The 14,665-nt window shown below is 73.1% G+C and carries 11 protein-coding genes and 1 riboswitch; all 11 genes read right to left on the bottom strand.

Translation table 11 applies throughout. The annotated features are described in order from the left end of the window. Positions 1-6 precede the first annotated feature (6 nt). Positions 7-738 (bottom strand): precorrin-2 C(20)-methyltransferase, encoded by a 732-nt coding sequence (gene cobI / locus ACIPPM_RS07530; protein WP_401444327.1) that lies wholly within the window; start codon positions 736-738, stop codon positions 7-9. Further along, positions 735-2,315, bottom strand: a complete 1,581-nt coding sequence (locus ACIPPM_RS07525) for a cobyrinate a,c-diamide synthase (protein WP_401446357.1) — start codon at positions 2,313-2,315, stop codon at positions 735-737. The genes cobI and ACIPPM_RS07525 overlap by 4 nt, the downstream gene beginning before the upstream one ends. Beyond that, positions 2,315-2,914: a cob(I)yrinic acid a,c-diamide adenosyltransferase gene (cobO, locus tag ACIPPM_RS07520; protein ID WP_401444324.1), complete on the bottom strand. Its 600-nt coding sequence runs from the start codon at positions 2,912-2,914 to the stop codon at positions 2,315-2,317. The genes ACIPPM_RS07525 and cobO overlap by 1 nt, the downstream gene beginning before the upstream one ends. Next, the gene (locus tag ACIPPM_RS07515) at positions 2,914-4,917 is read right to left on the bottom strand and encodes a putative cobaltochelatase (RefSeq protein WP_401444321.1); all 2,004 of its coding nucleotides are present in this window, start codon (positions 4,915-4,917) and stop codon (positions 2,914-2,916) included. The genes cobO and ACIPPM_RS07515 overlap by 1 nt, the downstream gene beginning before the upstream one ends. Beyond that, a complete protein-coding gene (gene cobN / locus ACIPPM_RS07510; RefSeq protein ID WP_401444319.1) occupies positions 4,914-8,564 on the bottom strand; it encodes a cobaltochelatase subunit CobN in 3,651 nt (1,216 codons plus the stop codon). The genes ACIPPM_RS07515 and cobN overlap by 4 nt, the downstream gene beginning before the upstream one ends. Continuing rightward, positions 8,561-10,069, bottom strand: coding sequence for a cobyric acid synthase (locus ACIPPM_RS07505; protein ID WP_401444317.1), 1,509 nt, complete (start codon positions 10,067-10,069; stop codon positions 8,561-8,563). Before ACIPPM_RS07505 ends, cobN begins: the two co-directional genes overlap by 4 nt. Continuing rightward, positions 10,066-11,007 carry a cobalamin biosynthesis protein gene (locus tag ACIPPM_RS07500; RefSeq protein WP_401444315.1) on the bottom strand — a complete coding sequence of 314 codons (942 nt, stop codon included), beginning with the start codon at positions 11,005-11,007 and terminating at the stop codon, positions 10,066-10,068. The genes ACIPPM_RS07505 and ACIPPM_RS07500 overlap by 4 nt, the downstream gene beginning before the upstream one ends. Before the next feature lie 97 nt (positions 11,008-11,104). Next, positions 11,105-11,237: riboswitch (cobalamin riboswitch) on the bottom strand. Positions 11,238-11,361: 124 nt separating this feature from the next. Continuing rightward, positions 11,362-11,916 carry a hypothetical protein gene (locus tag ACIPPM_RS07495; RefSeq protein WP_401444313.1) on the bottom strand — a complete coding sequence of 185 codons (555 nt, stop codon included), beginning with the start codon at positions 11,914-11,916 and terminating at the stop codon, positions 11,362-11,364. A 245-nt stretch (positions 11,917-12,161) separates the two neighbouring features. Continuing rightward, complete coding sequence (locus ACIPPM_RS07490) at positions 12,162-12,383, bottom strand: hypothetical protein (RefSeq protein WP_401444311.1); 222 nt, start codon at positions 12,381-12,383, stop codon at positions 12,162-12,164. A gap of 27 nt (positions 12,384-12,410) precedes the next feature. Further along, positions 12,411-13,676 (bottom strand): anion permease, encoded by a 1,266-nt coding sequence (locus tag ACIPPM_RS07485; RefSeq protein ID WP_401444309.1) that lies wholly within the window; start codon positions 13,674-13,676, stop codon positions 12,411-12,413. A gap of 141 nt (positions 13,677-13,817) precedes the next feature. Then, positions 13,818-14,585, bottom strand: a complete 768-nt coding sequence (locus tag ACIPPM_RS07480; RefSeq protein WP_401444306.1) for a lysozyme — start codon at positions 14,583-14,585, stop codon at positions 13,818-13,820. Positions 14,586-14,665: the final 80 nt, after the last annotated feature.

Genomic DNA, 14,665 nt, shown 5'->3' with positions numbered 1-14,665 from the left:
CCCCCGTCACAGCTTCCCGCCCCGGCCGCCCTCGCGCCGGGGCGGCGCTATGAGCGTCGACAGGTACGGCAGCGCGTCCCCGTCCAGCTCCGCGGCGGGCCGCACCGACTCCTCCGGCAGCCCCAGCGCCGACCCCCACACCGCGTCGTCCAGCCGCCCGGCCTCCCGCAGCGCCTCGGCCACCTCGGCCGCACGCCGCCCGAACTTGTACGCCACCACGGTCCCCGGACCCGCCAGCGCCTCCTTCAGCGCCGCCGCGCCCGCCGTCACCGGCACCAGCGTCAACGGCTCGGTGCCCTCGGTCAGCACCGCGCCCGACCTGGCCGCCAGATCCTGCATCGCGGTGATACCGGGCACCGTCTCCACGACCAGCCCCGGCACCAGCTCCTTCAGCGTCTGCGCGAGGTAGGTGAAGGTCGAGTACACGTTGGGATCGCCGATGGTCGCGAACGCCACGTACGCGTGCTCCCGCAGCAGCTCCGCGACCCGCGCGCCCGCCGCGTCCCACGCGGCCTCCCGGCGCGCCCGGTCCGTCCGCTCGTTCAGCGCGAACACCACCCGGACGATCTTCTCGCCGGACACATGGTGCAGCACCGTCGCCTCGGCCCGGCCCCGCTCCATGGTGTCCATCACCGGTACGACGACCACATCGGCGGCCCGCAGCGCGTTGACGCCCTTCACGGTCACCAGTTCCGGGTCCCCGGGACCCACTCCGACCCCGACCAGCCTGCTGCTCATGACGTCCGGCACCTCTCCGTGAACCTCCGGGCCACACCGGGCTCCGACGCCCAGTGGGTATGCAGATAACTCGCGTGCACGCCCCCCTGCACGAACCCCTCCACCCGTCTTTCGGGCGCGACGACCCCCCACGCGGGCGCGGGCCCCGCCCCCGGCTCCAGCACGGTCCGGTGGAACTCGTGCCCCCGCATCCGGGTCCCGGCCACCGCCAGCACGCTGTCCCCGACGGCCACGGCATCCCGGTACCCGAGCGTCAGCCCCTCCGCCATCCGCGCGGACGCGTCCAGCACCCCGCACATGGGGACTCCGTCCAACTCCCGGCACAGATACAGCAACCCGGCACACTCGGCGGCCACGGGCGCCCCGGAGAGCGCAAGCGCGGCAATCTCCTTACGCAGCGTGTCATTGGCCCCCAGCTCACTCGCGTAGACCTCGGGGAACCCCCCACCGATGACGAGCCCCCGAGTCCTGTCGGGCAACCGCTCGTCCCGCAGCGGGTCGAACGTGACGACCTCGGCCCCGGCAGCTTTGAGCAACTCGGCATGCTCGGCATAGGAGAAGGTGAAAGCGGGCCCACCGGCAACAGCGACGACGGGACGCTCACGTGCAGCGTCGCCGTTGTCGTCCCGCCTCTCGGCCAAGCGAGACGGGTGGTCGTGCGAGGGCTCGCCGGGCCCGCTCGCCGTTTCCGGCAGGGGCCCCGCGCCGGTCGTCCGCCTCTCAGCCGACCGAGACGGGTGGTCGTGCGAGGGCTCGCCGGGCCCGCTCGCCGTTTCCGGCAGAGCTCCCGCGCCGGACGCCCGCCTCCCAGCCAACCGAGACGGATGGTCGTGGGTGGGCAAAGAAAGGGCCTCAGCCGCAGACCACCCGCCACCCGGCAACGCCCCCGCACTCCGCGCCAGCCCCATCAGCGCATCCAAGTCGCACCCGGCAGCAACCTGAGCCCCCATCGCCGCCACCGCAGCCACAGCGGCAGCACCCCGCTCAGCCACAGGAACCAGCCCCAGATGCCGAGACGGCGTAGAAACCTGCGAGGCCCGCCGCAGCGCGCCAAGCACCGGCACCCCCGCCTCGTCCAGCGCCTCCCGCAGCAGAGCCTCATGCCGCGAAGACCCCACCTTGTTGAGGATCACACCCCCGATCCGCACCCCCGCATCCCAGGACGCGAACCCATGCACCAGCGCGGCCACCGACCGCGACTGAGACGACGCGTCCACGACCAGCACCACCGGCGCCCGCAGCAACTTCGCGACCTGCGCCGTGGACGCCAGCTCCCCCTGCCCCGCGGCCCCGTCGTACAGCCCCATCACACCCTCGACGACGGCCAGATCGCAGCCCCGAGAACCATGGACGAACAGCGGAGCGACCAGCTCCGGCCCGCACAGGTACGCGTCGAGATTCCGCCCCACCCGCCCGGTCGCGAGCGCGTGATACCCGGGATCGATGTAGTCCGGCCCCACCTTGTGCGGGGACACGGCGAGCCCCCGCGCGGCGAACGCGGCCATCAGCCCCGTGGCGACGGTGGTCTTCCCGCACCCCGACGAGGGCGCGGCGATGACCAGCCGGGGAACGGACATCACCACTCGATGCCCCTCTGCCCCTTCTGCCCGGCGTCCATGGGGTGCTTCACCTTGGACATGTCGGTCACCAGGTCAGCGAACTCCACCAGCGGAGCAGGCGCGTTGCGCCCGGTGATCACCACATGCTGATTCCCCGGCCGGGACCGCAGCACCTCGACGACCTCCTCCGTGTCCACCCACCCCCAGTGCATCGGGTAGGCGAACTCGTCCAGCACGTACAGCCGGTACGTCTCGGCGGCCAGGTCCCGCTTGACCTGCGCCCACCCCTCCCGCGCCTTCTCCTCGTTGTCGAGCTGGGCGTCCCGCTGCACCCAGGACCAGCCCTCGCCCATCTTGTGCCAGTCGACCGACCCGCCCTCGCCGGAGGCGCCGAGCACGCGCAGCGCGTTCTCCTCGCCGACCTTCCACTTCGCCGACTTGACGAACTGGAACACCCCGATCGGCCACCCCTGGTTCCAGGCCCGCAGCGCCAGCCCGAACGCGGCCGTCGACTTGCCCTTACCGATCCCGGTGTGCACGACCACCAGCGGACGGTTGCGCCGCTGCCGCGTCGTCAACCCGTCGTCCGGCACCACACTCGGCTGTCCCTGCGGCACTACGCGGCCCTCCTCGAAGTCGTCCCCCGCACATCCCTGACCAGCCCGGCGATGGCGTCCGCGCGCAGCTCGTCCAGCGTCACCGCCGTACCCCCCAGCTCCTCCGCGAGCCGCCCCGCGAGCCCCAGCCGCACCGGCCCCGACTCGCAGTCCACGACCACCGAGGCCACCGACTCCGCGCCGAACAGCCGCGCCGCACGCCCCGCCAGCGCCACCGGCTCCGGACCACCGGTCGCCCGGCCGTCCGTCACCACCACGAGCAGCGCCCGCCGGGACGGGTCCCGCAGCCGCTCCACCCGCAGCACGTCGTGCGCCTTCAGCAGCCCCGCCGCCAGCGGCGTACGGCCACCCGTCGGCAGCGACTCCAGCCGGGCCGCCGCCGCGTCCACCGACGAGGTCGGCGGCAGCGCCACCTCGGCGGCCGTACCCCGGAAGGTCACCAGGCCGACCTTGTCCCGCCGCTGGTAGGCGTCCAGCAGCAGCGACAGCACGGCACCCTTCACCGCGCTCATCCGCTGCCGCGCCGCCATCGAACCGGAGGCGTCCACCACGAACAGCACGAGGTTCCCCTCGCGCCCCTCCCGCGCCGCCTGCCGCAGATCGTCCCGGCGCAGCACCAGCCCCGGCCCCGACCGGCCCCGCGCCCGCTGATGCGGCGCGGCCGCCCGTACGGTGGCCGCCAGATGCAGCTTGGTCAGCGCCCCACGCGGCCGCAGCGCACCGGTGGTCCGGCCACGCTCGGTCCGCGCCCGCGAACGCCGCCCGGCCGCACCCGCCCCGACACCCGGCACGGTCAGCGCCTTGGTACGGAACGGCTCCGCGGCCCGCGCGGGCGCCTGCTCACCGGCACCCCCGGCGGACGGCTGCGGCTCCCCGCCCTCCCCGTCCTCCGGCTGCGCCCCGGCGTCCCCGCCCTGCGGACCGTCCTCGGGCGAGGGCGACGGCTGCCCGCCCCCGCCACCGGGACCGTCCGGATCGGGATCGTCGTCGTCCCCGGCCGACTCCTCCAGCGTCTGGTCGAGCTTGTCCTCGTCCAGCCCCGGCGCGTCGAAGGGGTTGCGCCGCCGCCGGTGCGGCAGCGCCAGCAGCGCGGCCTGCCGCACGTCCTCGGCGAGTACGTCGCTCCGCCCGTCCCACGCGGCCAGCGCGGTCGCGGTACGCGCCATCACGATGTCGGCCCGCATACCGTCCACCTCGAACGCGGCACAGGTGGCCGCGATCTGCTTCAGCGCCCCGTCACCCAGCCGCACCTTGGGCAGCAACTCCCGCGCCGCGACGATGCGTTGCCGTACGGCACGCTCCTCGTCCGCCCAGCGCGCCGCGAACCCGGCCGGATCGTCGTCGTACGCCAGCCTGCGCCGCACGACCTCCACCCGCTGATCCGGCTCCCGCGAGGCGGCGACCTCCACGGTCAGCCCGAACCGGTCGAGCAACTGCGGCCGCAGTTCCCCCTCTTCGGGGTTCATCGTCCCGACGAGCAGGAACCGCGCGGCATGCCGGACGGAGACGCCCTCGCGCTCGACATAGGAGGCGCCCATCGCGGCCGCGTCCAGCAGTACGTCCACCAAGTGGTCGTGCAGCAGGTTGACTTCGTCGACGTAGAGGATGCCCCGGTTGGCCGCCGCGAGCAGGCCCGGCTCGAACGCCTTGACCCCCTCCGCGAGCGCCCGCTCGATGTCGAGCGCCCCGACCAGCCGGTCCTCGGACGCCCCGACGGGCAGCTCGACCATCCGCGCGTCCCGCGCCTCGGCCGCCGCCACCGTGTGCGGCCCGTCCGGGCAGGTCGGATCGGGCGACGCCGGATCACAGGAGAACCGGCACCCGGCGACCACCTCGACCTCGGGCAGCAGCGCGGCCAGCGCGCGTACGGCGGTGCTCTTGGCGGTGCCCTTCTCGCCCCGCACGAGCACCCCGCCGATGTTCGGCGCGACGGCGTTGAGCAGCAGGGCCAGTTGCAGATCCTGCTGTCCGACCACCGCGGTGAACGGGAATCGCGTGCTCACTCGTCTCCCTCCAGCTCTCCCTCGAGTTCCAGATACGTCGCCCGGAGCCGCTCCAACGTCTCCTGGTCCGGTTCCGCCCACAGCCCCCGGTCCGCCGCCTCCAGCAGGCGCTCGGTGATGCCGCGCAGGGCCCACGGGTTGGACTTCTTCATGAAGTCCTGGTTCTCCGGGTCGAACACGTATTCGGCGCTGAGCTTCTCGTACATCCAGTCGTCCACCACGCCGGCGGTCGCGTCGTACCCGAAGAGGTAGTCCACGGTCGCCGCCATCTCGAAGGCGCCCTTGTAGCCGTGCCTTCTCATCGCGCTCATCCAGCGGGGATTGACCACCCTCGCCCGGAACACCCGATGCGTCTCCTCGCCGAGGGTGCGGGTCTTGACCTGGTCGGGGACGGCCGAGTCGCCCACGTACGCCTCGGGGCTGGTGCCGGTCAGATGGCGGACCATGGCGACCATGCCGCCGTGGTACTGGAAGTAGTCGTCCGCGTCGACGAGGTCGTGCTCCCTGGTGTCGACGTTCTTCGCCGCCACCGCGATCCGCTTGAACGCCGTCTCCATGTCACCCCGCGCCGCGCGCCCGTCCAGTCCGCGCCCGTAGGCGTAGCCGCCCCAGACCGCGTAGACCTCGGCGAGGTCCGCGTCGGAGCGCCAGTTGCGGGCGTCGATCAGGGGGAGCAGGCCCGCGCCGTACGCGCCCGGCTTGGAGCCGAAGACGCGGGCCGTGGCGCGGCGGCGGTCGCCGTGCTCGGCGGTGTCCTCCTCCACGTGCGCGCGGACGTAGTTGGACTCGCCGGGCTCCGCCAGCTCGGCCACCGCGCGCACCGCGTCGTCGATCAGCCCGACCACGTGCGGGAACGCGTCCCGGAAGAAGCCGGAGATACGGACGGTGACGTCGATGCGCGGACGGCCCAGCTCGGCGAGCGGCACGATCTCGAAGCCGGTGACCCGGCGCGAGGCGTCGTCCCACACCGGGCGGCAGCCCAGCAGCGCGAGGATCTCCGCGATGTCGTCGCCCTGGGTCCGCATGGCGGAGGTGCCCCACACGGTGAGGCCGACGGACTTCGGGTACTCCCCGGTGTCGGCCAGGTACCGCTGCACCAGCGAGTCCGCGAGCGACTGCCCGACCTCCCAACTCAAGCGAGAAGGAATCGCCTTGGGGTCGACGGAGTAGAAGTTGCGCCCGGTCGGCAGCACGTTGACCAGACCCCGGGTGGGCGACCCGGAGGGCCCCGCCGGGACGTAACCGCCGTCCAGCGCGCGGAGGATGTGCCCGATCTCGTCGGTGGTCCGGGCGAGCCGGGGGACGACCTCCGTGCAGGCGAACTCCAGCACGGCGGTGGCGTCGGCCAGTTCGAAGCCGAGTACCTGACTCAGCACCGCCGGTACGGCCGCCCGGTCCCAGTCCCGCGCCTCCATGCCCTCGGCGATGCCCCGGCACAGCCGCTCCAGCAGGTCGATCGCGTCGGCACCGGTGCGTGCCGGGCCCTCTGCCAGGTCGGTCAGCTCCACCGGCACCTTCACCGGGGCGCCCGGCTCGGCCAGCAGCTCCTTCTCCACCAGCCCGAAGTGCTGCGCGAGCGCGGCTCGCAGCCCGGGGAGGGCGTTCGCCTGGCCGCCCCACACCTGGGAGGCGCGCAGCACCGCGAGGACGAGGTTGACGCGGGCCTCGCCCTCGGGGCCGCCGCCCAGGATGTGCAGTCCGTCGCGGATCTGCACGTCCTTGATCTCGCAGAGGTAGCCGTCGATGTGCATGACGAACGAGTCGAAGTCGTCGTCCTCCGGCTGCTCGTCCACATGCAGGTCGTGGTGCAGCTCGGCGGCCTTGACCAGCGTCCAGATCTGGGCGCGCACGGCCGGGGCCTTGGTCGGGTCCAGGTCGGAGACGAGCGCGTACTCGTCCAGCAGCTGTTCCAGCTTGGCGAGGTCGCCGTAGGTGTCGGCGCGGGCCATCGGCGGCACCAGATGGTCGACCACCGTGGCGTGCCCGCGCCGCTTGGCCTGGGTGCCCTCGCCGGGGTCGTTGACGATGAACGGGTAGATCAGCGGGAGTTCACCGAGGACCGCGTCCGGGGCGCAGCCGCGCGACAGGCCGAGGCCCTTGCCCGGCAGCCACTCCATGGTGCCGTGCTTGCCCATGTGCACGACCGCGTCCGCGCCGAAACTGTTCTCCAGCCAGCGGTAGGCGGCCAGGTAGTGGTGCGAGGGCGGCATGTCGGGGTCGTGGTAGATGGCGATGGGGTTCTCGCCGAAGCCGCGCGGCGGCTGGATCATCACGACGACGTTCCCGAACCGCAGGGAGGCGAGCACGATGTCGTCGCCGTCCACGTACAGGTTGCCCGGCGGCTCGCCCCACGCCTCCAGCATGGCGTCGCGCAGCTCGGGGTCGAGGGTGTCGAACCAGGCCCGGTAGTCCGCGAGCGGCACCCGTGCGGGCGCGGCGGCGAGCTGCTCCTCGGTCAGCCACTCCACGTCGTGACCGCCCGCCGCGATCAGCCGGTGAATCAACTCATCGCCTTCGGCGGGGTGTTCGTCCACCCCGTACCCGGCGTCGCGCAGCGCGTCCAGGACCCGGACCGCCGAGGCGGGGGTGTCCAGGCCGACGGCGTTGCCGACGCGGGAGTGCTTGGTCGGGTAGGCGGTGAAGACCAGCGCGATCCGCTTCTCCGCGTTCGGCTTGTGCCCAAGTGCCGCGTGCCGTACGGCGATCCCGGCGACCCGTGCCGCGCGCTCGGGGTCGGCGACGTAGACCGGGACCTCGTCGGGTCCTGGCTCCTTGAAGGAGAAGGGCACGGTGATGAGGCGGCCGTCGAACTCCGGGATGGCGACCTGCATCGCCGCGTCCATGGGGGAGAGGGCCGCGTCCGAGGCGTCCCAGGCGGCCCGCGTGGAGGTGAGGCAAAGTCCCTGCAGCACAGGGACGTTCAGGTCGGCGAGGGCGCCGATGTCCCACGCCTCCTCGTCGCCGCCCGCCGAGGCGGCCGAGGCGTGCGCGCCACCGGCCGCGAGCACGGTGGCGACCAGCGCGTCGGCCCGGCCCAGCAGCTCGTACAGCCCGGCGTCCGCGTCGCGCAGCGAACCGCAGTACACCGGGAGGGCGTTGGCGCCGCGTTCCTCGATGGCCGCGCAGAGGGTGTCCACGAAGGCGGTGTTGCCGCTGAGTTCGTGGGCCCGGTAGAAGAGCACACCCACGGTGGGGCGGCCGGGACGCTGCTCGTAGGTGCCGTGGAGTCCGAACTCCGGCATCCGGTGCGGCTCTTCGAAGCCCTCGCCGGTCAGCAGCACGGTGTCGGAGAGGAACCGGGACAGCTCCAGCAGGTTCGCCGGGCCGCCCTCGACCAGATAGCGCAGCGCCTCCGCCACGACCCCGGCCGGGGCGGTGGACTCGGCCATCAGCTCGGCGTCCGGCACGCTCTCGCCGCCCAGCAGCACCGTCGGCACGCCGGACGCCTTCAGCGCGGCGAGCCCGTCCTCCCAGGCCCGCTTGCCGCCCAGCAGCCGGACGACCGCGAGGTCCGCCCCGTCCAGGAGGGCGGGCAGGTCGGCGGCCGCGTCGACGCGGGACGGGTTGCCGATCCGGTAGTCGGCGCCGCTGGCGCGGGCGGCCAGCAGGTCCGTGTCGGCGGTCGACAGCAACAACACTGTGGTCATGCGGGCGCTCCCGGTGGAATGAAGGGCAGTCCTGCGGGCGCGCCCGACTCGATGAGCCGCCAGAGCGCGTCCGTGTCCGCGTGGTGTTCGATCAGGTCGCCGAGCAGGTCGAGCTGCTCCTCGCGCAGCGCGGCGAAAGACGTGTCGGGGGCCGGGACGAAGCGGCGCCCACAGGCGGCGGCGACCTCGCGCAGGAAAGCGCGCCGGAAGCCGTTCGACTCCAGCGAGCCGTGCCAGTGGGTGCCCCAGACCTGCCCGGTGCGGCAGCCGTCCAGGAAGGGCGTCCCGCCCAGCACCTCGGCGACCCCGTGATGGATCTCGTACCCCTCGACGGGCTCGCCGAGGGCCTCCCCCACGGGCCGGGCGAGGGTCTTCTCCGGGTGGAACCGCACCCGCACCGGGAGCAGCCCGAGCCCCGGCACGCTTCCGGCGCGGGACTCGACGTCGTCCTCGATGTGCTCGCCGAGCACCTGGAAGCCGCCGCAGATCCCGAGCACCGGACGCCCCTCGGCGGCCCGGCGCACCAGCGCCTCCGCGAGACCCCGCTCGCGCAGCCAGGCAAGCGCCCGTACGGTTCCGCGGGTGCCCGGCACCACCACGAGGTCGGCGTCGGCCAGTTCCTCGGGCCGGTCCACGAAGCGGACCACCACGCCGGGTTCGGCGGCGAGGGCGTCCACGTCGGTGAAGTTGGACATCAGCGGGACCGCGCACACGGCGACCCGCAGCACGTCCTCGCCGTGCGGGGGAGCGACGGTGGATTCCCGCACGGTCCCGCGCAGGGACACCCGGAGACCGTCCTCCTCGTCGATGCCGAGCCCGTGCCGGAACGGCAGCACCCCGTAGGTGTGCCGCCCGGTGAGGCCGCGCAGCATGTCCAGGCCCGGTTCCAGCAGCGAGACATCGCCCCGGAACTTGTTGACCAGGAACCCGGCGACCAGCGCCTGGTCCTCGGGGGAGAGCAGGGCGACCGTGCCGAAGAAGGAGGCGAACACCCCGCCCCGGTCGATGTCGCCGACCACGAGCACGGGCAGCCCCGCGCCCCGCGCGACGCCCATGTTGACGATGTCGGTGCGCCGCAGATTGATCTCGGCGGGCGAACCCGCGCCCTCACAGATCACCGCGTCATACGTGCCCCGCAACTCCTCCAGGCACTCCAACACCGTTCCCAGCAGCGCCTGTTGACGGCCACCGTGATACCCGCGCGCACTCAGCTCACCCACCGGCCTGCCCAGCAGCACCACTTGGCTGCTGCGCTCACCACCGGGCTTGAGCAGTACGGGATTCATCAGCGCGGTCGGCTCGGTGCGGCACGCCTGTGCCTGCATGGCCTGCGCCCGCCCGATCTCCGCGCCCTCCCGCGTCACGAAGGAGTTGAGGGACATGTTCTGCCCCTTGAACGGCGCCACCTTGACGCCCTGCCGGACCAGCCACCGGCAGATCCCGGCCGTCACGACGCTCTTGCCCGCGTCGGACGTCGTCCCCGCGACCAGCAGACCACCGCTCACCTGCCCCGCCCCTTCCCGATGAGGCGCGCGGCGACGGTGACGCCGAGCGCGAGCATGCCGACCCGGCGGGAGAGCCGTACGGCCCGCCCGATGTCGGAGACCTGGACCGGCCGCCCGGTGCCGTTGAGCACGGGCCGGTGCTCGACGCGGCCGCCGTAGGACAGGGTGCCGCCCAGCCGGACGCCGAGCGCGCCCGCGAACGAGGCCTCCACCGGGCCCGCGTTGGGGCTCGGATGCCGGTGCGCGTCCGCCCGCCAGGCCCGTACCGCCCCGCGCGGGTCGTCCCCGGCGAGCACGGCCAGTACGGCGGTCAGCCGGGCGCCCGGCCAGCCCGCGACGTCGTCCAGCCGGGCGGAGGCCCAGCCGAAGCGGCGCAGCCGCGGCGACTTGTGCCCGACCATCGCGTCCAGCGTGTTCACGGCCCGGAAGCCCAGCAGTCCGGGCACCCCGGCGACCGCGCCCCACACCAGGGCGCCCACCACGGCGTCGGAGGTGTTCTCCGCGACGGACTCCACCACGGCGCGCGCGATCGCGTCGGCGTCCAGCGCCTGTGGGTCGCGCCCACATAGGTGCGGCAGCCGGGCGCGCGCGGCCGTGAGGTCGCCGCGCTCCAGGGCGTCGCCGACGGCGGACGCCTCACGGGCGAGCGAGGTACCGCCGACGACGGCCCAGGTGGCGGCGGCGGTCAGCGCGGCGGAGCCGGTGAAGGAGGGGCGTACGGCGCGTGCGGCCACCACGCCGAGCGCGGTGACGCCTCCGGCGCACACCAGGGTGTGCAGCGTGCCCCAGCCGCGGTGGTCGTGCCACAGCGCGCGCTCCACGCGCCCGGCGGCCCGCCCGAAGGCGGCGACGGGGTGCATGCGCTGGGGATCGCCCAGGAGGAGATCACCGAGGAGTCCGGCGGCGGCACCGTACGCGTACGAGCGATCGGCGCCCATCGGCTAGCTCGCCGTGGGCGTGCCGGTGTTCCTGGTGCGGGTTCTCGGGCGACGGCCGGGCATCACGGTAGTCCTCACTCAGGGTGTCCACGCCCTGGTTCGACGAGACCGGCGACGAGAGTTCCTGGCTTCCGGGGACTTCTCCCCGGTGACAGTGGCGGGACCGCGCCGGATTCGCACCGGCTTCCTCTGCTGTCGCCGTACATGGCCCGCGAAGTCCACCACGTGCCCGGAAGGGCCGTCAACCTGCCTGTGACCTGCGGGAGAAGAGTGTGTGGAGCCCCACACCGGCACCGGTGGTAACAGCGGAAACCCCGCGGCCCCATCCGCCTCGTACGGGCGTGGCCCGGCCCCCTACAGGCCCCCGGCACCTGTCGGGCCGGCACCGTGGCCTCCGGCAGCAACCCCCGGTTCTTCCGCGGCTGTGTCGCCACTGGGGTGGGCTGCGAGGCGGCGGGCTTCCGCGGTGACCTCGGCATCGACCTGAGCCACGGCTCTGTCGCCGTATTCGAGGATGCCGTACTTGTCGTCGAGTTCAGCGAGGCGTTCCGTCAGGGCCGGCTCATGTCCGTGGCGCTGGTGCATCCGGAAGGCGAACTCCCGGGGCGTGAGCTCTCCGGCGAGCACGCGGCGTGCGAGGGCCCGGGCGGCGGCTTCCTGGCCGGCTTCGTCGGCGAACGGATAGAAGGTGAGGCCGAGTTCGTCGAGTGCTTCGGGAAGCAGGTGGGGGACGTCGTAGTCCGCCTCGGCGCGGGTGCAGGCGGCGAGAATGCGCAGGCCGGGGGTGTCGAGTCCGGCGACGAGCGCACTACAGGCCGCATCGACGACATCGCTCGCGCGGACGTCCCCCGCGCTCCACAGAGCGGCATGGTCCTGGAGAGCGAGTGCCGCTGCTTCGGTCGATGTCACTCGGCCATGATTCCCCTCGTGCGACGTCCCCGTCGAGCAGATTTCAGCGAAGGTGCTGTGGAGCGGCCTGTTCCAGCAGGGATGGTGCGAGGTCCTCCGTACGGCTGGTCGACCCGGAGCCGTTCCGGCGTGGCGTCCTGTCCCCGCGGCGGAGCACCGCCGTCGCCGGACCCGAGCCCCCTCACGGGACAGCGCGGACCCCCGCACGACACATGCCGTGCGGGGGTCCGCGTGAAGTGCGGGTGCTAGGCGACGATCAGGTAGAAGCCGTACGCCACCGCCGCCGCGCAGGCGGCGAAGCAGACGTAGGCGCCGGTCACCGCGAGCGGGGCCGAGCCGCCGGTGGCCACCGCGCGCTCGCGGCGGGCCAGGCCGTTGACGCCGAGGGTGAACAGGCCCACCAGGGCCACCGTGACCACGAGGCTGACGCCGAAGACGGAGCCGAGGGCCGCCCAGTCGATCTTCATCGGGATGTTCCTCCAGTTGCCGGGTGGTCAGACCCGGGCGGACGGCGCGGTGGTGGCGGGGGTGTGCTCGGTCGTACGGGACTCGGCGGTGGCGGCCGGGATGGTGGCCGTCAGGTCGTCCGCGACGATGCCCACGGGGGGCGGCGTGACCATGGCCATCGCGGTGGTCACCACACCGGCCGGCTCGACGTACTCCTCGGTCGTGACGTGGGTGTGGTCGATGACCTCGCGGCGGGAGATCTTCCAGATGGCGAAGCTTGAGCCGATCAGGAAGAGGGCGACGAGCCCGGTGCCCCAGTCGCCCAGGCCGGTCACGGCCTCGGCGCCCGCGCCGACCAGCGCGGCGGCCGGGAGGGTCAGCGCCCAGGCGGCGAACATCCGGGTGGCGGTGGACCAGCGGACCACACCGCCCTTGCGGCCGAGGCCCGCACCCATCACCGAGCCGGAGACGACATGGGTGGTGGAGAGGGAGAAACCGAGGTGCGAGGAGGCCAGGATGGCGGTCGCGGCGCTGGTCTGCGCGGCGAAGCCCTGACGGGGCTCCAGGTCGGTCAGGCCCTTCCCCATGGTGCGGATGATGCGCCAGCCGCCGATGTAGGTGCCGAGCGCGATGGCCAGACCGGCGGAGAGGATCACCCAGGTGGGAGGGTTGGAACCGGGGGCCAGCGCACCGCCCGCGATGAGCGCGAGGGTGATGATGCCCATGGTCTTCTGCGCGTCGTTGGTGCCGTGCGCCAGGGAGACCAGACCGGCGGAGGCGATCTGGCCCGCGCGGTAGCCCTTGCGGGTGGCCTCGCCGTCGCCCTGGCCGCCGACGCGGTAGGAGAGGCGGGTGGCGAGCATCGTGGCGAGACCCGCCACGATCGGCGCGGCGACCGCCGGGAGCAGCACCTTGGTGACCAGCATGTCGCCGTGGACGGCGCCGAAGCCCGCCGAGGCGACGGTGGCGCCGACGAGGCCGCCCATCAGGGCGTGCGAGGAGCTGGAGGGCAGACCCACCAGCCAGGTCAGCAGGTTCCAGAGGATCGCGCCGGTCAGGGCCGCGAAGATGACCTCGGGACGGATGCCGGTCTCGTCGACGAGACCCTTGGAGATCGTGTTGGCGACCTCCACCGAGAGGAAAGCGCCCACCAGGTTGAGCGCGGCGGACATGGCCACCGCGACCTTGGGCTTGAGAGCGCCGGTCGAGATGGTGGTGGCCATCGCGTTGGCGGTGTCGTGGAAACCGTTCGTGAAATCGAACGCGAGTGCGGTTATCACCACTATCGCGAGGATCAGCGAGAAGCTTTCCATGTACCCAGGCAATCGTTCGAGGTCGTTGGCAGGATGAACGTAGGGAACCTGGATGAACGGAAGGTGAACTGGGACGGGCGCCTTGGTGCCGGAAGCGGGAGCCCGGATTCCGGGGGCATCCGGCCGCTCTCGGGGGGCCGTTCAGCGCCCGCGCGCGAAGGCCCGCAGCCGGGTCGCCGAGCCGTCGAAGAGATCCTGGTCACCCGGCAGGCGGCCCTTGGTGTCGTGCTGCCAGAACGTCCAGTACCGCCAGCCGCCGGGCAGCCTGCCGGGGCCGGACGAACCATGGCTGGCGATCCACAGGGCATGGCTGCCGGAGAAGGCGCGGCTGTCGCCGGTGCAGGCGGCCCACCAGTTGGCGGTGGTGTAGATGACCGGGTGGCGCCCGGTCTCCCGGCGGACCTCGTCGCTGAAGGACCTGATCCAGCGCACCATCCGCTTCCGGCTCAGCCCGTAGCACTTGTGGTGCTTGTCGTACGGGTTGTACTCGATGTCGAGCGCGGGCGGCAGCGTCACCCCGTCGGCCCGCCAGCCGCCGCCGTGCCGGACGAAGTACGCGGCCTGCGCGGCGCCGGAGGAACGGTTCGGCAGGGCGAAGTGGTAGGCGCCCCGGACCAGTCCGGCCCGGCGCGCGCCGTTGTACTGGCCGGTGAAATAGGGGTTGCGGTAGGTCGTGGACTCGGTCGCCTTCACGTACGCGAACCGGGCGCCCTCGGCGCGGGCCGACCACCAGTCGACGCGCTTCTGGTGGGAGGAGACGTCGTGCCCCCTCGGCTGGGTCCCACGCAGGCCGGGCCGCGCGTCGAGCGGGGCGTGGGCGGCGGTGAGGGCCCCGGTGAGGGTGAGGGCCGCGAGGGCCGCGGCGAGGACGCCCGCGCGGCGACGGGTCGGGATGCGGTCACGGGCCATGCGGTCCCCCGGCGAGACGTGGTCCAGCGGGCAAAGTGGTCCAGCGGGCAAGAGGGATCAGTGAAAGCCGGGGGAGCGGC

It is taken from the genome of Streptomyces sp. NPDC090119 (genome assembly GCF_044747085.1).
In the GTDB taxonomy this organism is placed as follows: Bacteria; Actinomycetota; Actinomycetes; order Streptomycetales; family Streptomycetaceae; genus Streptomyces.
Note: the sequence above shows the minus strand (reverse complement) of the source record. Positions and strands in the feature narration are given on the sequence as shown.